Below are 22,261 nucleotides of genomic sequence, written 5' to 3'. Positions count from 1 at the left end.
GCCAAAGGAGGCACCCGTGAGCACAATCATCGCGATCGATACCAGTGATGTCAGGTTTCCCACCTCGACCATGCTGGACGGCTCGGACGCGATGAACCCGGATCCAGACTATTCAGCGGCGTACGTGCGGATCCGCACCGACTCCCCCGACGGCCTCAGCGGTCACGGCTTCGTCTTCACCATCGGTCGCGGCAACGACGTGCAGGAAGCAGCGATTCGCGCCCTCGAGCCCTACCTGCTCGGGCGCAACGTCGAAGACCTGCTCGGCTCCATGGGAGAGACCTGGCGCTGGCTCGTCTACGACTCGCAGTTGCGATGGCTCGGACCCGAAAAGGGCGTCATGCACATGGCGATCGGAGCCGTGATCAACGCGCTGTGGGATCTCAAAGCCAAGCGCGCGGGGCTACCTCTGTGGCAGCTCCTGTCCGGAATGTCACCGGAAGAGATCGTCGACCTCGTCGACTTCCGATATCTGACGGATGCCCTCACTCGCGAAGACGCGCTCGACATACTTCGCCGTGCCGAAGCAGGGCGCGCCGAACGCCAGGCGGAGCTCCTCGGCACGGGGTACCCCGCCTACACGACAACCCCCGGTTGGCTCGGTTACGACGACGACAAGCTCGTGCGTCTCGCGCGTGAGGCCGTCGCGGACGGGTTTCAGCAAATCAAGCTCAAGGTCGGCGCTAGTCTCGATGACGATGTTCGGCGACTCGCACTGGCGCGAGAGACCGTAGGCCCCGACATAGGAATCGCCGTGGATGCCAACCAGCGCTGGGAGGTCAGCGAGGCGATCGGATGGATCTCTCAGCTGGCGGCCTACGACCTGGCCTGGGTCGAGGAACCCACCAATCCCGATGACGTTGTGGCGCATGCCGCGATCTCACGCGCGATCTCGCCGATTCGTGTCGCGACCGGAGAACACATGGCCAATCGCGTCATGTTCAAGCAGTTCCTGCAGTCGCAGGCGCTTCAGGTTGCACAGATCGACGCAACCCGAGTCGCAGGTGTCAACGAAAACATCGCCATCCTCCTTCTCGCGGCGCGATTCGGTGTTCCGGTGTGCCCCCACGCTGGCGGTGTCGGTCTGTGCGAAATGGTGCAGCACCTCTCCTACTTCGACTTCGTCGCCGTGTCCGGCTCGACTGAGGGACGCATGATCGAGTTCGTCGATCACCTGCACGAGCACTTCGTGACACCCGTCGATGTCCGGGCGGGCCGCTACTGGGCGCCGACGGTCGCCGGCTCTGGAGCCGAGATGCTCGACGCGAGCCGTCTCGAGTTTGCGTTGAGTCATGGTTGAGGTCTCGATCGATTCGCTCGGCTACGGCGCAGCGAACCTGGGGAACCTGCGCCGCCCCCTGAGCGACGAGGAAGCATGGGCGATCCTCGACGCGGCGTGGGATGCGGGCATCCGGTACTTCGACACCGCCCCGCACTACGGGCTCGGCCTGTCGGAACGCCGTCTCGGCGCCTTCCTGGCCACTCGCCCCCGAGACGAGTACATCGTGTCGACCAAGGTGGGCCGGCTGTTGCGGCCCTCACCCCATTTCTCCGGCGAACTCGACCTCGACAACGACTTCCACGTGCCGGCCGACGTGCATCGAGTGTGGGATCTGACGGCCGACGGCGTGCGCGTGAGCCTCGAGGAGTCCCTCGAGAGGCTCGGCCTGGATCGCGTGGACATTCTGTACGTGCACGATCCCGAGCGCCACGACCTCGGGCAGGGCATCCGCGAGGCTCTGCCGGCAGCGGCGCGGCTGCGTGACGAAGGAATGGTGGATGCCGTCGGCTTCGGGTCGATGGTCACCGAATCGCTCATCGCCGCGACCGAGACGGGGCTTGCCGACGTCCACATGGTCGCCGGACGTTACACGATCGCCGACGACGCCTCCGCGGAGGACCTCCTCCCCGCGTGCGAGCAGAACGGGGTCGGCATCGTCGCGGCTGCCATCTTTAACGGCGGGCTCACCGCACGCGACAACCCGTCGACGGAGTCCTTTTTCGACTATGAGCCGGTCTCCCCCGAGCGACTGGACCGGGTGCAGAGGATTGCCGCGACGTGCCGCGACTTCGGCGTGAGCCTTCCCACCGCCGCCCTGCACTTCCCGCTCCGCTCCGCCTCGGTCCGCTCGGTTGTGGTGGGCGGAAGCACACCCGAACAGCTTCTCCAGAGTGTCGCGCGGCTCCACGAACCGGTGCCCGATGACCTGTGGGCGGCCCTCAAATCTGAGGAGCTCGTGGCAGCATGAGCCTCACCACCCCGCGCATCGACGCGCACCTGCACCTCTGGGATCTCGATCCCGAGGTGTACACGTGGCTTCGTCCAGAGTCGGGCGACCTTTACTCGAGCTTCCCGCCCGAGCGGATCGAAGGCGCGCTAGTCGATCAGCACATCGACGGGGTGATCCTCGTACAAGCCGCCGACTCCCCGGCGGACACCGCATATCTCCTCGAGGTGGCCGCCGCACACGACTGGGTCGCGGGTGTTGTCGGGTGGGTTCAGCTCGACGACGAGTCCGTCGCGGTGGGGCAACTGGATGCCCTCGCCGACGCGCACGTGCTGCGGGGCATCCGTCACCTCGTCCACGACGACCCCCGAGCCGATTTCCTTCGACTCCCCGCCGTGCGGGCGAGCCTTCGCTCGGTCGCCGCCCGCGGCCTCACCTTCGATGTGCCGGATGCCTGGCCCCATCACCTCGACGCCGCTGCGGAACTCGCGAGCGACATCGACGACCTCACCGTCGTTATCGACCATCTCGCGAAACCGCCAACGGATTGGGCCGCGCGGCAGTCGTGGCGTCGGAGCCTCGCCGCCGTCGCCGCTCGCCCCAACACCGTGGCGAAGTTCTCGGGCCTGAGATCGGCGGTCGCCGCTGGCTACAGCGCGGCCACCCTCCTACCCCTGTGGAACGACGCGCTCGAGCTCTTCGGCCCGTCGCGACTGATGTGGGGGAGCGATTGGCCCGTGAGTGGCCGCACCTATGCCGAGATCATCGAGCCGATCCTCACCCTTGTGGTCACCCTGTCGGACTCGGAGCGCGCGGCCGTGCTCGGCGGAACCGCGGCGAACGTCTACGGCACCTTGGAGGTCGCACGATGACCGCGAACGGCACTGGCAGGCCACCACTTCTGCAGGTTGTGGGAGCGACCAAAACCTTCCCGGGTGTGAAGGCGCTCAGCGGTGTCGACTTCGACCTGCGTCACGGTGAAGTGCTCGCCCTCGTCGGCGAGAACGGCGCGGGCAAATCCACGCTCATGAAGCTGCTGTCCGGAATCTACACACCGGATGCCGGCGAGTTTTTCCTCGACGGCGAGCGTGTGGAGTTCAGCGCGCCCAAGCAGGCGCAGGAGCTCGGCATCAGCATCATCCATCAAGAGTTCAACCTCATGCCGGATCTCACGATCGCACAGAACCTCTTCATTGGTCGCGAACCGCGCAGCGGCGGGGTGTTCCTGCGCGGACGTGCACTCGAACGCACGGCGAAGGAACTGCTCGACCGACTGGGTCTCGCGCTCGATCCGAACGAACGTGTAAGCGAACTCACCGTGGCCAAACAACAGATGGTCGAGATTGCCAAGGCCCTGAGCTACGACGCACGAGTGCTCATCATGGATGAACCGACCGCCGCGCTCAACGATGCCGAGGTAGATGCACTCTTCGCCCTCATCCGCCGGTTCACGACCCCTGAGACGGGCGTCATCTACATCTCCCACCGCATGCACGAGCTCAAGGAGATCAGCGACCGCATCACCGTGTTGCGGGATGGAGAGTACGTCGCGACGGTGGACACGGAGAGCACACCTCCCGCCGAGGTGATCTCCCTCATGGTCGGACGCACCATCGTCGGTGAAGATCGACCAGCCGCCGACCCGGATGCGTCCACCGAGGCGATCCTCTCGGTTCGGGGTCTCGGCACCAAACACCTGCTCCGGGACGTCACGTTCGACCTGCGACGCGGCGAGATCCTCGGATTCGCCGGCCTCATGGGCGCGGGACGAACCGAGGTCGCACGTGCGATCGTCGGAGCGGATCGCATCACGGCGGGCACCATCACCCTGAACGGTCGCGACGTATCGATCTCCAGCCCCGCCGACGCGGCCGCGCGCGGGATCGGTTACCTCTCGGAGGATCGCAAGAAGCTCGGCGTGCTGCTCGAACGCAACGTACGGGAGAACGTCGTTCTGTCATCGCTCGCCGACTACGTGCGAGCCCTCGGATGGATCGACAGCAAGCGCATCGAACAGACCGGCCGAGAGTACGTGTCGAAGCTCCGAATCAAGACGCCGTCGACGACGGCCATGGTCAAGAACCTCTCGGGCGGCAACCAACAGAAAGTTGTCATCGCCAAGTGGCTCGCCAAGGATTGCGACGTCCTCATCTTCGATGAGCCGACGCGAGGCATCGACGTCGGGGCGAAGGACGAGATCTACGCGCTTCTGCGAGAGCTCGCCGCCCAGGGCAAGTCGATCATCATGATCTCCTCCGAGCTACCAGAAGTGCTCAGGATGTCCCATCGCATCGCCGTGATGTGCGAGGGGCGATTGACGGCCGTCCTCGACAACGCCGAGGCCACGCAAGAAAACATCATGGACTACGCCACGCGCTTCAGCGCCGACGAAACGGTACAGCAATGAGCACGCCCGCCCCCGCCCGCACCTCGAGTCTGTTCTCGCTGGCTCGTAACTCGCTCCAACAGCTGCTCGCCTTCGCGAGTCTCATCGCGATCGTGATCGTCTTCTCGATCCTGAGCCCGCACTTCTTCACCGCCAACAACATCGTGAGTGTGCTCACCGCGGCGACAGTGACGGGCATCCTCGCTCTCGGCACGACGTTTGTGATCATCACGGGTGGCATCGACCTCTCGATCGGCACCGGGATGATTCTGTGCGGCGTTATGACGGGCGTCTTCCTCACCTACTGGGGTTGGCCGTTGTGGGCGGGTGTTCTCGGAGCCGTCATCTTCGGCGGCATCATCGGGTTCATCAACGGATTCAATGTGTCGATCCTCGGCATCCCACCGTTTATCGCGACCCTCGGCATGATGCTGATCGCTTCGGGTCTCTCGCTCGTCATCTCCGGCACGAAGCCCATCTACTTTCCGAACCACCCCGACTTCCAGTCGATCATGAACCTCTCGATCCTGCCCGGAACACGGTTCCCGCTCGGTGTCGCGGTGTTTATCGCGGTGATCATCGTCTCGGCGATCATTCTGTCGAAGACGATCGTCGGCCGGTACGCGTTCTCCATCGGGAGCAACGAGGCCGCAACCGAGTTGTCCGGCGTCAACGTTCGCAAGTGGAAGATCATCATCTACACGTTGTCGGGACTCTTCGTCGGGCTCGCTGGCGTCCTGTCGGCATCGCGGCTGAGCTCCGCACAGCCCACGGGCGGCATGGGACTCGAGCTCGAGGCCATCGCGGCCGTCGTCATCGGCGGTACTTCGCTGCAGGGCGGCAAGGGTTCCATCGTCGGAACCGTCATCGGTGCCCTCATTATGGCCGTGCTCACCAACGGCCTTCGCATCATCTCGGTGCCGCAGGAATGGCAGTCCGTCGCGGTGGGCTGCGTCATCCTCATCGCCGTCTACCTCGACATGCTGCGCAGGAGGTCCGCCTAGGCGAACCAGCGCGGTACCCCAGACGTGCGGGCCGCCCGTCGGCCCCGTACCCCCAGAAAAGCACCACACCAATCACAGGGAGTTATCAATGAAGAAACGACTGTTTGGCGCGGCGATCGCAATGGCCGCGACCGCTGCATTGATCACGGGTTGCGCTGGAGGCGCGACCCCCGAAGCCGGTGGCGGCGACGGCGAGAAGCCGTACATCGCCATCATCTCGAAGGGCTTCCAGCACCAGTTCTGGCAGGCCGTACGCGCCGGGGCCGAGCAGGCTGCGGAGGAGTTCGATGTTGAGATCACCTTCGAGGGCCCCGACACCGAGGCCGACGTCGACCAGCAGATCCAGATGCTGCAGACGGCGCTCGACAAGAACCCCGCCGCCATCGGCTTCGCGGCTCTCGACAGCCAGGCCGCAGGTCCCCTCCTGCAGCAGGCCTCCGATTCCGGCATCCCGGTCGTCGCCTTCGACTCGGGTGTCGACAGTGACATCCCGGTGACCACTGCATCGACCGACAACCTTGCCGCTGCCGCTGAGGCCGCCAAGCACATGGTCGAGGCCATCGGCGAGGAGGGCAAGATCGCCGTCGTCGCACACGACCAGACCTCGCTCACCGGTCAGCAGCGTCGCGACGGCTTCGTCGAGTACATCGAGGAGAACGCCCCGAACGTCGAGATCGTCGACGTGCAGTACGGCGGTGGCGACCAGGCGAAGTCGGCCGACCTCGCCAAGGCGATCATCTCGGCCAACCCCGACCTCAAGGGCATCTACGGCACCAACGAGGGTTCGGCGATCGGTGTTGTCCAGGCCGTCAAGGAGCTGGGTCTTTCGCCCGATGCTCTCGCGGTCGTCGGCTTCGACTCCGGCAAGGCGCAGCTCGACGCGATTCGTGACGGCCTCATGCTCGGTGCGATCACGCAGAACCCCGTCGGCATCGGGTACGAGACCGTGAAGGCGGCCGTCGAGGCGATCAACGGCGAGACGCTGCCCGCGACGATCGACACGGGCTTCTACTGGTACGACTCGACCAACATCGACGACCCGACCATCGCGGCCGTGCTCTACGAGTAAGGCTCGTCAGCTCGACACAGGGCGGACATTCCCTCTACACGGAGGGGATGTCCGCCTTTTCGTCGCTCCATGCGCGAAGCCAGTTCTCCACACCGGAGACGTGCACGATGCTGAGCGACTCCGCGAGTCGGGCATCCCCGATCGCCAGCGCCTCGACGATCGAACGGTGCTCGGCGAGGGTTCTCTCGATGGCGTTTTCCTGGGTGAGGCCTCGCCACACTCGAGCCCGAATGGTTCCACCGGAAAGCGATTCGATGAGGGTGGCGAGATAGCCGTTGCCGGAGAGTGCCGCGATGGCGGCGTGAAACTCGATGTCGTGGGCGACAAGCCCCTCGACGTCGGTGTGACTGTCCACGGATCCGATCTGTTCACGCAGACCCTCGACGGCCTCCGGAGACATTCGGGTCGCGGCGAGCGCCGCAGCGGCAGGCTCGAGGATTCGACGCACGGCAAAAAGTTCAAGGATCGAGTTGTCATCGTGGAGATCCACAACGAACGAGATCGCTTCGAGGAGGAGGCGCGGGTCGAGGCTCGTAACGTAGGTACCGTCGCCACGCCGCACGTCCAGCACCTTGATGACCTCGAGTGCTTTGACGGCTTCGCGCAGCGAACTTCGGGAGAGGCCGAGGTGCTCGCTGAGCTCCTTCTCTGGCGGGAGACGGTCGCCCGGACCGAGCTCGCCGCGGATGATCATCCCCTTGATCTTGAGGATCGCCTCGTCGGTAACCGCCATAAGAACATCATATCTTTAGCGCTAACACGCGGTTCAGCGCGCCTCGCGGGGGATCAATCTCTGCAGCTGGGTGACGTGACGAGGCTCGAGCTCTTCGACGGAGCGAACACCGAGGAGCTTCATCGTGCGCGCGACCTCGACGGCGAGGATCTGGATGGCACGATCCACCCCCGGTCGTCCACCGGCCATGAGCCCGTAGAGGTAAGCGCGCCCGATAAGGGTGAATTTCGCGCCGAGCGCGATGGATGCCACAACATCCGCGCCGTTCATGATGCCCGTGTCCACCATGACCTCGACGTCGCTCCCGACCTCGCGAACTACCTCGGGCAGCAGGTGGAACGGAATCGGAGCCCTGTCCAGCTGTCGACCGCCGTGGTTGGACAGGAGGATGCCGTCCACACCGCGGCGAGCGAGCTCGACGGAATCGGCGACGTTCTGTACTCCCTTGACCACAATCTTGCCCGGCCACATGTCGCGGATGATCTCGAGGTCGGTGAAGTTGATCGACGGGTCCATCGCGGAGTCGAGTAGTTCCCCGACGGTTCCCCCCGTCGAGGAGAGCGAGGCGAACTCGAGTGGCGGGGTGGTGAGGAAGTCGAACCACCACCAGGGGCGGGGGATCGCATTGACGATCGTGCCCATCGTCAAGGCCGGGGGGATCGAGAATCCGTTGCGTTTGTCTCGCAGTCGAGCCCCGGCAACGGGGGTGTCGACCGTGAACATGAGGGTGTCGAAGCCCGCGGCGGCCGCGCGCTCGACGAGACCGTACGAGATTTCCCGCTGGCGCATGACGTAGAGCTGAAACCAGTTGCGCCCGTGCGGATTGGCCGCCCTGACGGCCTCGATCGATGTCGTGCCGAGCGTGGAGAGTGTGAAGGGGATGCCCGCCGCTGCCGCCGCGCCTGCGCCGGCGATCTCCCCCTCCGTCTGCATGAGTCGTGTGAATCCGGTCGGCGCGATACCGAACGGCAGCGTCGACGTGCCGCCCAGCACGGTGGTCGTGGTGTCGAGTTCGCTCACGTCGCGAAGGATGTCCGGGTGAAACTCGATGTCCTCGAACGCCTGGCGCGCCCGCGCCAGCGAGAGTTCCCCCTCCGCGGCGCCATCGGTGTAGTCGAACGCCGCGCGCGGGGTTCGACGGGCGGCGATAGCCCGAAGGTCGTAGATGGTCAGCGCCGCGTCGAGCCTGCGCTTCCGGGCGTCGAGCGTCGGTTTCTTGAACTGCATGAGTTCCAAAAGCGCCTTCGGCTGGGGGAACTGTCTGGTGACCATCTACCTATCCTGTGTCAATCTCGGTTGTTGCGGTGGCGCGAACACCGGCGACCGCCGCGGTCGTCGTGGTGTGCGACGGCCGCGGCGGCCTGATGGTGCGATGTGCTCCTACGGGCAGGGCGTGAGCGCGAACACGTTCGGGCTCAGAGATGCCTCCCCTCCGAGCAGGGTGACCTGCGAGACCCCGAGCGAGTCGAGATCCGAGAGGATGCCCTGCGTGATGCACGTGCCGGGCACAACGTACATCGGCGCTCCGGCCGCAGCCGCCCACGCCGAGCCCGCCAGCGCGTCGGGGAAGTTCAGCCCCGTCGCGATGAAGGCGCGGTCGGCGCTGTCGAACGCGTCGGCGTTGATCGCCCGTGCCGCCTCGTACCGGTCGGGTCCACCCAACCGCACGGCTGTCGTCATCGAGTTGATGTCGGCGAACAGCGCGGGCGTCACCGACGCCTCACCACCCAGCACTCGCGTGTCGGTTGTTCCGAACGACTCGAGCAGTGCCTCGGTAGCGCCATCGAGTTGTGTATCCGATCCGCGCACGAGCACAACTGGGGCATCCTTCGATCCAGCGGCACCGCCTGCGGCCAACGCGTCCGGGAACTTCTCGCCGGTCGCGACGTAGACGAGCGGCACGTCCGCATCTCCGAACGCATATTCGGCGACATTACGGGATGCCTCGTACCGGTTCGCACCCGCGATTCGAACCGTTTCGTCCGCCATCGCCGAGAGGGAGTTGAACACACCCTCCGACACCGATGCGGTTCCACCGACGATCACGATCTTCGCCGGATCCAGTCGTGCGATCTCGCTGGCGATCACGCCGGGGACCTCATCCTGACGCACGAGCAGCAGCGGGCCGCCCTCGTGGGCTGCGGCCGGACCGGCCGATAGAGCATCCGGGTAGTTGAGTCCGCTGGCGACGTACACCACAGGAGCGGTCTCGGGGTAGGCGCCCTGCGAGATGTTCACGGCGACCTCGTAGCGGTCGGCACCGGCAACCCGATCGACCTCAACTCCCGGCTCCACCGGCTCGAACACGAGGTCCTGCCAGCTCGTGACCTCCTCCGGTGTGAGAGAGAAGGGGAAGACCGCGATGCGATCGATGGCGCCGACAAGACGCTCACCACCACCGAGGTTCGCGCCGACGATGATCGTCTGCGGGTCGCAGAAGTCGAGCGCTGCGGGCACGGAGAGCGTCGAAACCACGGCGCCGTTGACACTCACCGATACGGTGCCGCCCGCGCCGAAGACAACAACCAAATCGAACCATTCGCCTGACGGCATGGTCGCAGAGGTTGTGTGTCCGGCTCCGGCGCCCAGAACTCGCAGGTTGCCCGACGGGTTCAGGTCGACCACGAGACCGAGCGAGTCGGATTCCGTTGTCGGCCGCACCTGGAGGATGCGACGGTACGACGACTGACCCGGCTCGATGTAGACCTCGGCCGCGACCGAGAACTCGTCGCCGGTACCCCACTGCACTGTCGTTGGCATCCGCACTTGCGTGTTGCCGTCGAAGCGCTGAGCGTCGCCGCTTACTCCAGGAGTCGTTCCCCCCGGTCCCGACAGGGTCGGTACGAGGCCGTTGCCAGACGCATCTGCGATGGGGTTCGTGCCGAGGTCCCACGCGAAGAGCGCGGAGTCGCCCTCAAGGGCGGGACAGGTCGGCGGTTCATCCGACACGAGTCCCGCAACCGTCTGCCAGTCGGCGATTTCGGCCGGGGTCAGCGCGTACGGGAACACCGCAACGCGGTCCACCCAGCCGAGCAGTCTTTCGCCCCCGGCGTTATTGGCGCCGACACGGACCCTGGTCTCGCCACATCCGTTGATGCCGGAATCCGAGAACGACAGTGTCGCCCGCAGTTGACCGTTGAGGTACACCGTCACCACACCGTTCTCCGCGTAGCTCACAACGAGGTTGTGCCACGTGTTCGCGGGGAGCTGGATGTCGGTGCCGGAGTTCTGACCGGCCGTGATGATGCGCAACGTATTGTTCGCCGCGATGTCGATGACGAGGCCATCGGCGTCACCGCCGCCTCCCGGGGGTCGTGCGTCGAACAGTCGGCTGTAACCCGTGCGCGCAGTATCGGACTTGAACTCGATGGCCCACGTCGACTCGTAGAGCCAACCAACCTCGACATTCTGCGCGGTACGCACGAACGCGGTGTTTTCGAGACGCTGGGACGAGCCGCTGGGTCCGTCGGCTGCGACACTTCCGCCCGTGCCGGTGACCTCATAGGGCCAGCCCGAATCGTTGTCGGTTGTGTTGCCGAGGTCCCACGCGAGCAGCGGCGCGGTGCCCGAAGCCGGTGTGCACAGGCTCGGTGGGCGCACGTTCACGATCGTGGACTTCGACAGAACTGTCTCACCGGAGGTGAGTGTCGCCGAAATCTCCGACTGGCGTGACTCGCCACCCGGACCGACATGTACGGCGATCGTCTCGGTGTGCGACTGCCCGACGGCGAGCGCGGGTACCGCGAACGTCGCGGGTGACGCCGACCAGTTGTCCAGCCCGTCCACCTGGAGCGTGGGAACAGCGATCGAAACGGATGCCCCCTCCACGGGTGCTCCGATGGCACGCACGGTCACGTCCACCTCGATGTCGTCACCCGTTGCAGCCTGAGCCGGAGCGCTGACTTCGAGGAAAACATCCGCCGCCGCCGTGTACGTCTCTCCGCCAATCGCGTCGAAGACCACAGCGCCGTCGGCGTCGATCTCGAACTCCACCGGGGTGCCGTCGCCGTCGACCAGTCCGAACAGCCCGGGCGCGAGGCTGGCGCTGCGAACACGCAGCTCGCCACTCTCCGCCGGCGTCACCTGGATCGACTGGGCGCTTCCCGCCTCCCATGTCGCCGAAACTTCGACGTTGCCGCGAGCCTTCAGGCCCGTGTACGAACCGTTCGGCCACGCCGTCGGAAGCGCGGGGAGCACGTCGACAATTCCGTCCTGGCTCTGGAGCAGCATCTCGGCGATACCGGAGGTCGCACCGAAGTTGCCGTCGATCTGGAACGGAGGGTGGTCGTCCCACAGGTTGTCGAGTGTGCTGCCGCGCAGCAACTCCTCGAGCAGCTTGTGCGAGCGGTCGCCGTCGAGGAGGCGAGCCCAGAAGTTGATCTTCCACGCCTTGCTCCACCCGGTGCCGCCGTCGCCGCGAGCGTTGAGGCTCGTCTCAGCGGCCGCCGCAAGCTCCGGTGAACTCGTGGCGCTGATGTCATCGGCGGGGAACAGCGCGAACAACTGACTCACGTGACGGTGGGTGTTGTTCGGGTTGTCGAGCGGCTGTTCAGGGGTCCACTCCATGATCTGGCCCCAACTACCCACGTTGAGCCCCGGCTCGAGGTTCGCGAGAACCGAGTCCACCTGGGCGACAAACGCCTGGTCCTCGTCACCGAGGATCGTGCTCGCCTCCTTCGTCATCTGGAAGAGCTGCGTCACGATCTGCTGCGACATGGCCGTGCCTGCCGTGAACGGTCCCTGCTCGGGCGAGAAGCTCGGCGATACGACGAGTTCGTCCGTGCCGGGGCGCTCCACGAGCTCGTCGAACCAGAACTCGGCGATCGACTGGAACATCGGGTACGCACGCTCGCGCAAGAACTCCTCGTCACCCGTGAACAGGTAATGCTCCCAGTAGTGGAGCGCCAGCCACGCTGCCGCGTCGGGCATCCAGAAGGACTCCGCGTAGTTGTGCAGACCGTTGAAGCCGTACGGGTTGGTCTCGTTACCGACGACCCATCCGTCGTTGCCGAAGATCTCGGTCGCCGCGAGCTCGCCAGCGGGAACCATCGAGTCGACGTAGTCGAAGAGCGGCTCGGTAGTCTCGGAGAGGTTCGTGCTCTCGGCCGGCCAGTAGTTCATCTGCAGGTTGATGTTCACGTGGTAGTCGGCATCCCACGGCGGGTTGTTGCTCCGGTTCCACACACCCTGCAGGTTGGCCGGGAGCGATCCGCCGCGCGACGAGGAGATGAGCAGGTAGCGGCCGTACTCGAAGTACAGCTGCTCGAGCCCGCGCTCCTCGGCCGCGCTCAAGGAGCGGGCCTTGTAGCCGTCGAGAAGGACATCGGTCGGAACCGACGGGAGAGTCGCGTCGAGGTCCAGGTCGACGCGGTCGAAGAGCGCCGAGTAGTCGGCGAGGTGGTTCTCGTACAACTCGTCGAAGCTCTTAGCCGCGGCATCCGTCACCGTCGGGGTGACGATCGTGGCGGGGTTGACGCCGCTGCGATAGTCGTTCGCGAAGTCGCCCGCGTAATCCGTCGCCGCACCCAACACGAAGACGACGGAATCTGCATCTTGCACCTGAACGCGACCGTTCGAGATGTCGGAGCGAGAGCCGCCCTCGTTGAGCACCTGCACCTGGGTCTCCCAGCGCAGTCCGTTGTTGCTGAGCGTTCCGCTCGTGGTCATGCGTCCGTTCGAGGAGGTCTGCACGACATTGCTCCGACCGCCGGGAACCTGGACACGCGCGGTCACATCGATCGCACCGGCCTGGTCGGCGGTGAGGCGCACGACGAGGGTGTTGTCCGCTGCACTCACGAAGTACTCGCGAACATAGTGGACACCACCCAGCGTGTAGCTCGTGGTCACCTTGGCGGTGTCGAGATCGAGAACCCGCCGGTAGTCGGTGGGGGTTCCGGATGCGCCGGTCTCCAGCATCAGGTCACCGAAGGTCTGGTACGAACCAAAGTTCTGCTTGGGGGCACCCAGTGCGGCCGCGGCAGCGGAGGGAGTCACGGCACCGGTCTGCCAGATCTGCTCCTGCAGATCCGCGATCGCCTGCTCCTTGTTGCCGTTGATGCCGTAGTTGTACCCGCCCTGGGCGCCGGGGCCGCCGGTCCACAGGGTCTTCTCGTTGAACTGGATCTGCTCGGTCGCGACCGTGCCGAAGACCGTCGCGCCGAGCGCCCCGTTACCGATCGGTAGGGCTCGGTCCTCCCATTCGCGCTGGAGATCACCGGCGCTCGTGTTGAGGGGTTCATCGAACCAGATGGTCGAGGTGTCACCTCCGATCTCAGGAATTGCAGCGGCATCGAGTGCGACCGCGGCAGGCGCGGCCGTTGCAGAAATCGCCCCTGTGGAGACGAGAGCGGCAGAAACGGTGAGCGCGACCGCTAGTCGCGCCAGTGAGCGGGGTGACGTCATTGTCGAGGGACCTCCACGGTGAGGGCATGCGGGGACGGAGGCTAAACCTCCGATGATTTCTAGCCAGAAAACTAGGTATTCACCGGTTTGTCAAGAAAAGAGGCCTCAGACACCGCAATTCATCCGATGTGAGCGGTTACATGCCCCGAAAGTGGTGTTACGGGGCGGGCGTCTCCTCGAGCGCGGGCTCCTCGACATCGGAGTCGACGGTGGCAGGATCATCCTCGGGTGCCTCGAACCCACACTGTCTAATCTCCTGATCGACCTGCAGCGTCAAGCGGTCCTTGCCCGCCGCGTGCGCGTCCGCCACCGTGCCGGAATAGATCGTGTTGTCCGCGGACTCGAGGTTCACGGCCGATGCGTCCTCGCACAGGTGGAACACCTTGCCGGATTTCGTCCAGAACACGAGATTCTCGCCCGTGATCTCGATCACCTGGTTCGTCTCCGCGTCATACTGCTCCGTCGACGGGGGATTGATGGACGTGCCGAGGAAGCCGGCGACCAGCAGGAGTGCGATCGCGATACCGCCGGCGATTCCCTTCTGCGACCCACTCATGTCCTTGTTCAGGAAAATCAGAATGATGAGGGGAAGGAACGCAACAACGGTGATGATCGCCCCGAGCTGGTTCTGAATGAAGAACCGCACGGAGTCCTGACGGGATGCCGGGTCCAAACGATTGGCCTGCTTCCACAACAGCGACCCACCGATCGCGAGGCCCGCAATCACCACGAGCCCACCGATGAGGATCCACATGTTCGGCGGCGACTGCCGAAGCACCCAGAAAATCTCGAAAGCTTCACCGCCGATAGCGAGTACCCAGAGCACGATCGCGATGATGCGGTAGGTGAGAGCCTTGCTCTTCGCTTCCGGTGTCGGCTTCCAGCCGGATGCCGGCTCCGAAGCATCCGAACCACCGGAACCCCCACGGCTCGTCGTCGGTTCGACACGAACGACCCTCTTTGTGGTCTTCTTACGCTCGGCCATTCTCGGGCTCCCTTCCGGCGTTGGCATCAGAATAGCGGCGCACGCGAGAGCGGGTCACCTCTGTTCTCGCTCGAATGCCCCGCGCACCGACCACTTCCATCGAGCTCTTTTCCGGAGCTTTTGGGTTCGAGTCACTTCCGCCACACCAACATCCGCGGAGTCACGCGGGTGCGATTCGGGATGCTCCGGAGAAGAGGTCGAGTGACGGGCTACTCGGAGGTACCACTCGATTCGCAGTTCACGATTAAATGCAATGAACCCCACCTGCGGCGGGGTTCATTGCATTTGTGGAGCCTAGGAGAATCGAACTCCTGACCTCCTGCTTGCAAAGCAGGCGCTCTACCAATTGAGCTAAGGCCCCGCGCTAGCTGGTGCGCCGCCGCCTCTGCGGCGCACGGGGGTTGGTCCGGCCGCGCGCGAGCGCCCGGCCCAACCTTTCGGCCCGAAGCGATTGGAGTGGGAAAGCCCGCCCCTGTCGCGTCATCCAGCATGTGTACTTATGAGTGAAGGAATCCCTTGTGGAGATTCCAGTGGGGGTACCAGGACTTGAACCTGGGACCTCTTCATTATCAGTGAAGCGCTCTAACCGCCTGAGCTATACCCCCGAAAGGCAGATACGAGAGTATCGCACCAACCCCGTTTCCTCTAATCGCGAGGGAGCGACTCAGCTGTTCGTGAAGCCCACGAGCAAACCGCCCGTGAGTCGAACGCTGAAGTTGTACAGCACCGCGGCGACCGCTCCGAGCGCGGTACCCACCACCGTGTTGAGCAAAGCAACCACAAAAGCAAACAGCGCGACCTGCGGCAGCGAGAAGTCCGACGCGATGTTGAACTCGGGGTCACCGAGCACGTCGACAAAAATGTCGTTGAGCGAGCTGAAGATGCCGGTCGAGTTCAGCACGATCCACAGCAGCACCGTCGCGACAACAAAGATGATGCCGAGGCAGACCGCCACGAGGAACGAGAACTTCACTGCCGACCAGAAGTCGATGTACACGAGTTTGAGACGCACCTGCTTGGTGGCCACCGTGCGCTGCGACTTGCGTTGCAGCTTCTCCGCGACACTACTCATCTACTGATTCGTCCTTCCCAGTGGCTTCGGCTGCCTGACCGGTGTCGGCCGGGTCATCCGCGTCCTGATTGTCCAGATTCCGCTCGCTGTTGCGAGCAATCGCGATGATTCTGTCTTCGTCGGCGAATCGAGCGAATACGACGCCCATAGTGTCACGGCCCTTGGCCGGAACCTCAGCGACAGACGAGCGTACCACCTTGCCGCTGGCAAGAACCACAAGCACCTCGTCCTCTTCGCTCACGATGAGAGCCCCCGCGAGGTCTCCCCGATCGTCACTCAGCTTGGCGACCTTGATGCCGAGACCGCCTCGACCCTGCACTCGGTACTGGTCGGCCGACGTGCGCTTGGCGTACCCGCCCTCCGTGACGACGAACACGAACCCTTCGTCGGAGACGACGGATGCCGCGAGCAACGAGTCGCCGGCCCGGAAGTCCATCCCCTTCACGCCGGAGGTGTTGCGGCCCATCGGACGCATCGCAGAATCAGTCGCCTTGAATCGGATCGACATGCCCTTGCGCGAGACGAGCAGCACATCCTGGTCTTCGTCGACGAGCATCGCCGAGATGAGCTCGTCCTCCTCGCGGAGGTTCAGGGCGATGATGCCGCCGGAGCGGTTGGTGTCGTACTCGGTGAGCGCCGTCTTCTTCACGAGACCGCCGCGCGTGGCGAGCACAAGGTATTTCGCAGCCGCATAGTCGCGGATGTCGAGAATCTGCGCGATCTCCTCACCAGGCTGCATCGCGAGCAGGTTGGCGACGTGCTGACCCTTCGCGTCGCGACCCGCTTCCTGGATCTCGTACGCCTTCGCACGGTAGACGCGACCGGTGTTGGTGAAGAAGAGGAGCCAGTGGTGCGTGGTCGTCACGAAGAAGTGATCGACGACATCATCCGCCCGCAACTGCGCGCCCTTGACTCCCTTGCCACCGCGGTGCTGCGAACGGTAGTTGTCGCTGCGGGTGCGCTTGATGTACCCACCGCGCGTGACGGTGACGACCATCTCTTCCTCGGGGATGAGGTCTTCGACACTCATGTCGCCGTCGTAACCCATGAGAATCTCGGTGCGGCGGTCGTCCCCGAAGCGGTCGGTGATCTCCGTGAGTTCCTCCGTCACGAGACGACGCTGTTCGGCGGGTGTCGCGATAATTCTTTCGTACTCTGCGATGAGTCGCTCGAGTTCGTCGTGCTCTTCGATGATCTTCTGGCGCTCGAGAGCGGCGAGACGACGCAGCTGCATGTCGAGGATCGCGCGAGCCTGCAGATCGTCGACATCGAGCAGCGTCATGATGCCCTCGCGAGCGTCGTCGACGGTGGAGGATGCCCGGATCAACGCGATCACCTCGTCGAGAGCATCCAGCGCCTTGAGGTATCCGCGCAGAATGTGGGCGCGCTCCTCCGCCTTGCGCAGGCGGAAGGTCGTGCGCCGCACGATGACCTCGATCTGGTGCTCGATCCAGTACGAGATGAACCCGTCGAGAGCGAGCGTGCGCGGCACGCCGTCGACGATCGCGAGCATGTTGGCACCGAAGTTGTCCTGCAGTTGGGTGTGCTTGTACAGGTTGTTGAGCACGACCTTCGCGACCGCATCGCGCTTGAGCACGATGACAAGTCGCTGACCGGTGCGACCCGAGGTCTCGTCACGGATGTCGGCGATACCGCCGACCTTGCCCTCCTTGACGAGCTCGGCGATCTTCAGCGCGAGGTTGTCGGGGTTCACCTGGTACGGCAGCTCGGTGACCACGAGGCACGTGCGACCCTGCAGCTCCTCGACGCTGACGACGGCGCGCATCGTGATCGAGCCGCGACCCGTGCGGTAGGCGTCCTGGATGCCCTTGATTCCGAGAATCTGCGCACCGGTCGGGAAGTCGGGGCCCTTGATGCGCTGGATGAGAGCCTCGAGCAGCTCCTCGCGCGAGGCATCCGGATTCTCGAGCGCCCACAGGGCGCCGGCCGCAACCTCGCGCAGGTTGTGCGGAGGGATGTTGGTCGCCATGCCGACCGCGATACCGACGGAACCGTTGACGAGGAGGTTCGGGAAACGCGCGGGCAGAACCTTCGGCTCCTGCGTTTTTCCGTCGTAGTTGTCCTGGAAGTCGACGGTCTCCTCGTCGATGTCGCGGACCATCTCCATGGCCAGCGGCGCCATCTTGGTCTCGGTGTATCGGGGCGCGGCCGCACCGTCGTTGCCTGGCGAACCGAAGTTGCCCTGACCGAGCGCGAGCGGGTAACGCAGGCTCCACGGCTGCACCAGTCGAACGAGCGCGTCGTAGATGGGGGCGTCACCGTGCGGGTGGAACTGACCCATGACCTCGCCGACAACGCGAGTGCACTTGTTGAATCCCTTGTCGGGACGGTACCCGCCGTCGTACATCGCGTAGATGACACGACGGTGGACGGGCTTGAGTCCGTCGCGCACCTCGGGGAGGGCGCGACCGACGATCACACTCATCGCGTAGTCGAGGTATGACCGCTGCATCTCCAGCTGGAGATCGACCTGGTCGATGCGATCGGTCTGCACGATCGCGGGGTCTACGGTGAACTCTTCGGGAGTCTCGTCGTCAGCCATGGTGACTCCTTAGATGTCGAGGAAGCGAATGTCTTTGGCGTTCTTCTGGATGAAGCTGCGTCGCGACTCGACGTCCTCACCCATGAGGGTGGAGAAGGTCTCGTCGGCGGCGGCCGCGTCATCCAGCGTCACCTGGAGAAGGGTGCGCGTTGCCGGGTCCATGGTGGTCTCCCACAACTCGGAGTAGTCCATCTCGCCGAGACCCTTGTAGCGCTGGATGCCGTTCTCTTTCGGGATGCGCTTTCCTGCCGCGATCCCGTCGGCGAGTAGGGCATCCCGCTCACGGTCGCTGAAGACGTACTCGTGATCCGCGTTTGTCCACTTCAACCGGTAGAGCGGAGGCTGTGCGAGGTAGACGTATCCGCGCTCGATGAGCGGACGCATGTAACGGAACAGGAGGGTCAGGAGCAGCGTCGTGATGTGCTGGCCGTCGACGTCGGCATCGGCCATGAGCACGATCTTGTGATACCTGGCCTTGTCGGGGTCGAAGTCCTCACCGATGCCCGCACCGAATGCGGTGATCATCGCCTGCACCTCGTTGTTGGCGAGGGCCCGATCCAGTCGCGCCTTTTCGACGTTGAGGATCTTGCCGCGCAGCGGCAGGATCGCCTGGAACTCAGGATTTCGTCCCTGCACGGCCGAACCGCCTGCGGAGTCACCCTCGACGAGGAAGATCTCGGAGAGCGACGGATCCTTGCTCGAGCAGTCGCGAAGCTTGCCGGGCATCCCGCCAGACTCGAGAAGACCCTTACGTCGGGTCTGCTCGCGCGCCTTGCGAGCAGCGATTCGCGCGGCGGCCGCCTGCATCGCCTTGCGGATCACATCGCGCGCCTGGGTGGGATTGCGATCGAACCAGTCGGCGAGCTGTTGACCGGCGACCCTTTGCACAAAGGCTTTCGCCTCGGTGTTGCCGAGCTTCGTTTTTGTCTGACCTTCGAACTGCGGCTCACCGAGTTTGACGGAGATGACCGCGGTGAGACCCTCGCGCACGTCGTCGCCGGAGAGGTTCTCGTCCTTCTCCTTGATGATGTTCTTCTCGCGCGCGTAACGATTGACGAGTGTGGTGAGGGCGGCGCGGAAGCCTTCCTCGTGTGTTCCACCCTCGTGGGTGTTGATCGTGTTCGCGTAGGTGTGGACACTCTCGGTGTAGCCGCTCGTCCACTGCATCGCGACCTCGAGCGAGATGTGGCGCTCGGTGTCCTCGGCCTCGAAGGCGATGACATCCGGATGAATGAGGTCGTTCTTCTTCGACTTGTTGAGGTACTCGACGTAGTCGACGAGGCCCTGCTCGTACATGTAGCTGACCGAGGTTTCCTCCTCGCCGCGCTCATCCGTGAGGGTGATGCGCAGTCCCTTGTTGAGGAAGGCCATTTGCTGGAATCGCGCGCGGAGGGTCTCGAAGTCGAACTCGACGGTTTCGAAGATGTCGGGGTTTGCCCAGAACGTCTGGGTAGTTCCGGTTTCGGTGGATGCTTCGCCCTGAGCGAGGGGAGCGCGGGGCACTCCGTTCTCGAAGCTCATGCGCCAGACGTATCCCTCGCGGCGGACTTCGGTGTCCACGTGTCGCGAGAGTGCATTCACGACCGAGATGCCGACGCCGTGGAGCCCACCGGAGACGGCGTATCCGCCGCCGCCGAATTTTCCACCGGCGTGGAGGATCGTCATGACGACCTCGACGGTCGACTTGTTCTCCTGCTTGTTGAGACCGACGGGGATGCCGCGGCCGTTGTCTTGGACCCGAACCCCGCCGTCGCGCAACAGTGTGACGGCGATCGTGTCGCAGTACCCGGCGAGTGCCTCGTCGACCGAGTTGTCCACAACTTCGTACACAAGGTGGTGAAGGCCGCGCGGTCCTGTGGAACCGATGTACATGCCGGGGCGCTTCCGGACTGCCTCGAGTCCTTCGAGAATCTGGATCTGATCGGCGCCGTAATCACTGTCGACGTGGCTGCTGGAGATGCCCGACTCAGGCAGGTTCTCAGGGGAAATGTCGGTCATAGGTAGAAGGCTCCTGCCCGTGTTGAACTACGTGTCATCCGGGGCGGATAGCTCCACGTGGAGGGAGACCCGACGACGTGACAATTCTATCAAATTCACGGTGCCGGATCGGCGCGTGGCGCCCCGCTGAGGACATTTCGACGCCGGGTTGACCAGATTTGACCACTCAGCCGTAAGTATCGCGAGGACCACGGCCTGGAATTGATCTAGGGCCGCGTTTCCAGGAAGGAACACCCGGCCCCTCGAACCGCACCGATTCGACGCCCGCGTCCGGGTAACGCGAGGCGATCGTCGTGGTCACCGTCGACCGCATGAGCCTCAATTGTGTGGCCCACGCCGTGGAGTCGCACGACACGGTCAGTACCCCATTCTCGATCGAGGTCGGCGAGGTGTGGGCCGCAATCTCGTCACCGACGATCTCCGACCACGACGCGAGTAACTCAGAACGCGCGAGCGGCGAGGTCCACCCCATCTTCGTCGTGAGGCCGTCGAGCACATCGGAGATGCCGTGGGGGTCTCGGTCGTCCCCGAACGGAACGCTCGACCCCTCGACACGCTGACGCCTCTTGCGTGCCGTGGCAGATCGCACGGCGGGGTCACCGAATATCCGTCGAAATCGCAAATAGACCGCGACATGCTCTGGCTCATTGGGTTCGGTCACTCCACCACCGCCCCTGCCTTGATTCGCACTACGTGGGAGGCGAGTTCCGCGGGTACGTCGTCGAAAACCGCAGCTGTGATGAGCACCTGTTCGAAGGACGACACCGCGGCACCCAACCGATCTCGGCGAGACTCGTCGAGCTCGGCGAAGACGTCGTCGAGAATCAATACGGGGTCGCCAGTCGAGGATTCGCGCCTCAACACCTCGGCGGAGGCGAGTTTCAGGGCGAGCGCGAACGACCAGGACTCGCCGTGACTGGCATACCCTCGTGCGGGCATCCCGTTGAGACCGAGAAGGAGATCGTCGCGATGGGGGCCGACAAGGCTCACCCCACGATCGAGTTCTGCGCGCCGAAGGCGCGCGAGCGCGCGCGAGAATTCAGCGGAAATCTCGTCAAACGTCGGCACGTCGTGAAGGGTTGCCGTTGCATCCGTATCGGAATCGGAATCCGGGTCGGTGGAACGGATGCTCAACCGCCCGTCGATCGTCGCCGCATGATCGGCGCCCGCAATCGTCTCGTACGCCCTGGTCACCTCGGGTCGCAACTCAGCCGTGAGGTTCGCGCGGGCCAGAATCAGTTCACTGCCGAGGGCGACGAGTCTCTCGTCCCAAATGTCGAGCGTGCCGAGTTGGTCGGGTTTCACGCCAGAAGCCCTCGCGGATTTCAGGAGCGTGTTGCGCTGTCGCAGGACACGCTCGTAGTCACCGATGACGCCGCTCATTCGTGGTGCGCGAAGAACGAGAAGCTCGTCGAGGAATCGGCGGCGCCCCGATGGCTCACCTCGCACGAGAGCGAGATCTTCCGGCGCGAACAACACACTCGAGAAGTACCTCGGAAGCTCTCGAGTCTTGATCGCGGACCGGTTTACCTGTGCCCGATTGGGGGAGGAGCGATTCAACTCGACCTCGGCAAGCAGCTCGCGTTCGCCGTGAGCAAGTCGAGCCCGGATGATCGCCGTGTCACGACCCTGTCGAATCATTGCTTGATCACTCGACACTCGATGCGACCCGAGTGTGCTCAGGTAACCCAACGACTCGACGAGGTTCGTCTTTCCCTGACCGTTACTGCCGACAAAGAGGTTCGCGCCGGGCGCGAGATCGACGTCGAGAGATTCGTAATTACGAAAATCCGAGAGGGTCAGGTGCGTGACGATCACGCG

At 64.2% G+C, this 22,261-nt stretch carries 15 protein-coding genes and 2 tRNA genes; 6 read left to right on the top strand and 11 right to left on the bottom strand.

Annotated elements, in window-relative coordinates; translation table 11 throughout:
- The first annotated feature begins 16 nt into the window (after nucleotides 1–16).
- From LH407_RS07420 to LH407_RS07395, 6 genes are all read left to right on the top strand, one after another.
- Nucleotides 17–1,300 (top strand): enolase C-terminal domain-like protein, encoded by a 1,284-nt coding sequence (locus tag LH407_RS07420; RefSeq protein WP_322134628.1) that lies wholly within the window; start codon nucleotides 17–19, stop codon nucleotides 1,298–1,300.
- On the top strand, nucleotides 1,293–2,249 hold the full coding sequence (locus LH407_RS07415; protein ID WP_322134629.1) for an aldo/keto reductase: 957 nt from the start codon (nucleotides 1,293–1,295) through the stop codon (nucleotides 2,247–2,249). The genes LH407_RS07420 and LH407_RS07415 overlap by 8 nt, the downstream gene beginning before the upstream one ends.
- Complete coding sequence (locus LH407_RS07410; RefSeq protein WP_322134630.1) at nucleotides 2,246–3,100, top strand: amidohydrolase family protein; 855 nt, start codon at nucleotides 2,246–2,248, stop codon at nucleotides 3,098–3,100. Before LH407_RS07415 ends, LH407_RS07410 begins: the two co-directional genes overlap by 4 nt.
- Nucleotides 3,097–4,635 carry a sugar ABC transporter ATP-binding protein gene (locus LH407_RS07405; protein ID WP_322134631.1) on the top strand — a complete coding sequence of 513 codons (1,539 nt, stop codon included), beginning with the start codon at nucleotides 3,097–3,099 and terminating at the stop codon, nucleotides 4,633–4,635. Before LH407_RS07410 ends, LH407_RS07405 begins: the two co-directional genes overlap by 4 nt.
- Nucleotides 4,632–5,618, top strand: a complete 987-nt coding sequence (locus LH407_RS07400; RefSeq protein ID WP_322134632.1) for an ABC transporter permease — start codon at nucleotides 4,632–4,634, stop codon at nucleotides 5,616–5,618. Before LH407_RS07405 ends, LH407_RS07400 begins: the two co-directional genes overlap by 4 nt.
- 88 nt (nucleotides 5,619–5,706) lie before the next feature.
- Complete coding sequence (locus LH407_RS07395; RefSeq protein ID WP_322134633.1) at nucleotides 5,707–6,687, top strand: ABC transporter substrate-binding protein; 981 nt, start codon at nucleotides 5,707–5,709, stop codon at nucleotides 6,685–6,687.
- A 34-nt stretch (nucleotides 6,688–6,721) separates the two neighbouring features.
- On the opposite strand, the gene LH407_RS07390 is transcribed toward LH407_RS07395, so the two are convergent.
- The 11 genes from LH407_RS07390 to recF all read right to left on the bottom strand — a co-directional run bounded on the left by LH407_RS07390 (nucleotide 6,722) and on the right by recF (nucleotide 22,258).
- Nucleotides 6,722–7,420 (bottom strand): FadR/GntR family transcriptional regulator, encoded by a 699-nt coding sequence (locus LH407_RS07390; protein WP_322134634.1) that lies wholly within the window; start codon nucleotides 7,418–7,420, stop codon nucleotides 6,722–6,724.
- 33 nt (nucleotides 7,421–7,453) lie between these two features.
- Entirely contained in the window at nucleotides 7,454–8,692 is a 1,239-nt protein-coding gene (locus tag LH407_RS07385) for an alpha-hydroxy acid oxidase (protein ID WP_322134635.1), read from the bottom strand.
- Between the two features lie 108 nt (nucleotides 8,693–8,800).
- Entirely contained in the window at nucleotides 8,801–13,822 is a 5,022-nt protein-coding gene (locus tag LH407_RS07380) for a glycosyl hydrolase family 95 catalytic domain-containing protein (RefSeq protein WP_322134636.1), read from the bottom strand.
- Nucleotides 13,823–13,979: 157 nt separating this feature from the next.
- A complete protein-coding gene (locus LH407_RS07375) occupies nucleotides 13,980–14,807 on the bottom strand; it encodes a hypothetical protein (protein ID WP_322134637.1) in 828 nt (275 codons plus the stop codon).
- A gap of 288 nt (nucleotides 14,808–15,095) precedes the next feature.
- Nucleotides 15,096–15,168, bottom strand: a tRNA-Ala gene (locus LH407_RS07370).
- A gap of 170 nt (nucleotides 15,169–15,338) precedes the next feature.
- Nucleotides 15,339–15,412, bottom strand: a tRNA-Ile gene (locus LH407_RS07365).
- A gap of 59 nt (nucleotides 15,413–15,471) precedes the next feature.
- Nucleotides 15,472–15,879, bottom strand: a complete 408-nt coding sequence (locus tag LH407_RS07360; protein ID WP_322134638.1) for a DUF3566 domain-containing protein — start codon at nucleotides 15,877–15,879, stop codon at nucleotides 15,472–15,474.
- A complete protein-coding gene (gene gyrA, locus LH407_RS07355; RefSeq protein WP_322134639.1) occupies nucleotides 15,872–18,442 on the bottom strand; it encodes a DNA gyrase subunit A in 2,571 nt (856 codons plus the stop codon). Before gyrA ends, LH407_RS07360 begins: the two co-directional genes overlap by 8 nt.
- Nucleotides 18,443–18,451: 9 nt before the next feature.
- Nucleotides 18,452–20,440, bottom strand: coding sequence for a DNA topoisomerase (ATP-hydrolyzing) subunit B (gene gyrB / locus LH407_RS07350; protein WP_322134640.1), 1,989 nt, complete (start codon nucleotides 20,438–20,440; stop codon nucleotides 18,452–18,454).
- Nucleotides 20,441–20,606: 166 nt separating this feature from the next.
- A complete protein-coding gene (locus tag LH407_RS07345) occupies nucleotides 20,607–21,101 on the bottom strand; it encodes a DUF721 domain-containing protein (protein WP_322134641.1) in 495 nt (164 codons plus the stop codon).
- Nucleotides 21,098–22,258, bottom strand: coding sequence for a DNA replication/repair protein RecF (gene recF / locus LH407_RS07340; protein WP_322134642.1), 1,161 nt, complete (start codon nucleotides 22,256–22,258; stop codon nucleotides 21,098–21,100). The genes LH407_RS07345 and recF overlap by 4 nt, the downstream gene beginning before the upstream one ends.
- Between the last annotated feature and the right edge of the window lie 3 nt (nucleotides 22,259–22,261).

Source organism: Antiquaquibacter oligotrophicus (genome assembly GCF_020535405.1).
Taxonomy (GTDB): Bacteria; Actinomycetota; Actinomycetes; order Actinomycetales; family Microbacteriaceae; genus Rhodoglobus; species Rhodoglobus oligotrophicus.
This window is presented reverse-complemented; position numbering and strand designations above follow the sequence as displayed.

Coding starts and splice junctions, on each gene's coding strand:
- LH407_RS07415 (WP_322134629.1), top strand. CDS start 1,293: ATGGTTGAGGTCTCGATCGATTCGCTCGGCTACGGCGCAGCGAACCTG.
- LH407_RS07410 (WP_322134630.1), top strand. CDS start 2,246: ATGAGCCTCACCACCCCGCGCATCGACGCGCACCTGCACCTCTGGGAT.
- LH407_RS07405 (WP_322134631.1), top strand. CDS start 3,097: ATGACCGCGAACGGCACTGGCAGGCCACCACTTCTGCAGGTTGTGGGA.
- LH407_RS07400 (WP_322134632.1), top strand. CDS start 4,632: ATGAGCACGCCCGCCCCCGCCCGCACCTCGAGTCTGTTCTCGCTGGCT.
- LH407_RS07395 (WP_322134633.1), top strand. CDS start 5,707: ATGAAGAAACGACTGTTTGGCGCGGCGATCGCAATGGCCGCGACCGCT.
- LH407_RS07390 (WP_322134634.1), bottom strand. CDS start 7,420: ATGGCGGTTACCGACGAGGCGATCCTCAAGATCAAGGGGATGATCATC.
- LH407_RS07385 (WP_322134635.1), bottom strand. CDS start 8,692: ATGGTCACCAGACAGTTCCCCCAGCCGAAGGCGCTTTTGGAACTCATG.
- LH407_RS07380 (WP_322134636.1), bottom strand. CDS start 13,822: ATGACGTCACCCCGCTCACTGGCGCGACTAGCGGTCGCGCTCACCGTT.
- LH407_RS07375 (WP_322134637.1), bottom strand. CDS start 14,807: ATGGCCGAGCGTAAGAAGACCACAAAGAGGGTCGTTCGTGTCGAACCG.
- LH407_RS07360 (WP_322134638.1), bottom strand. CDS start 15,879: ATGAGTAGTGTCGCGGAGAAGCTGCAACGCAAGTCGCAGCGCACGGTG.
- gyrA (WP_322134639.1), bottom strand. CDS start 18,442: ATGGCTGACGACGAGACTCCCGAAGAGTTCACCGTAGACCCCGCGATC.
- gyrB (WP_322134640.1), bottom strand. CDS start 20,440: ATGACCGACATTTCCCCTGAGAACCTGCCTGAGTCGGGCATCTCCAGC.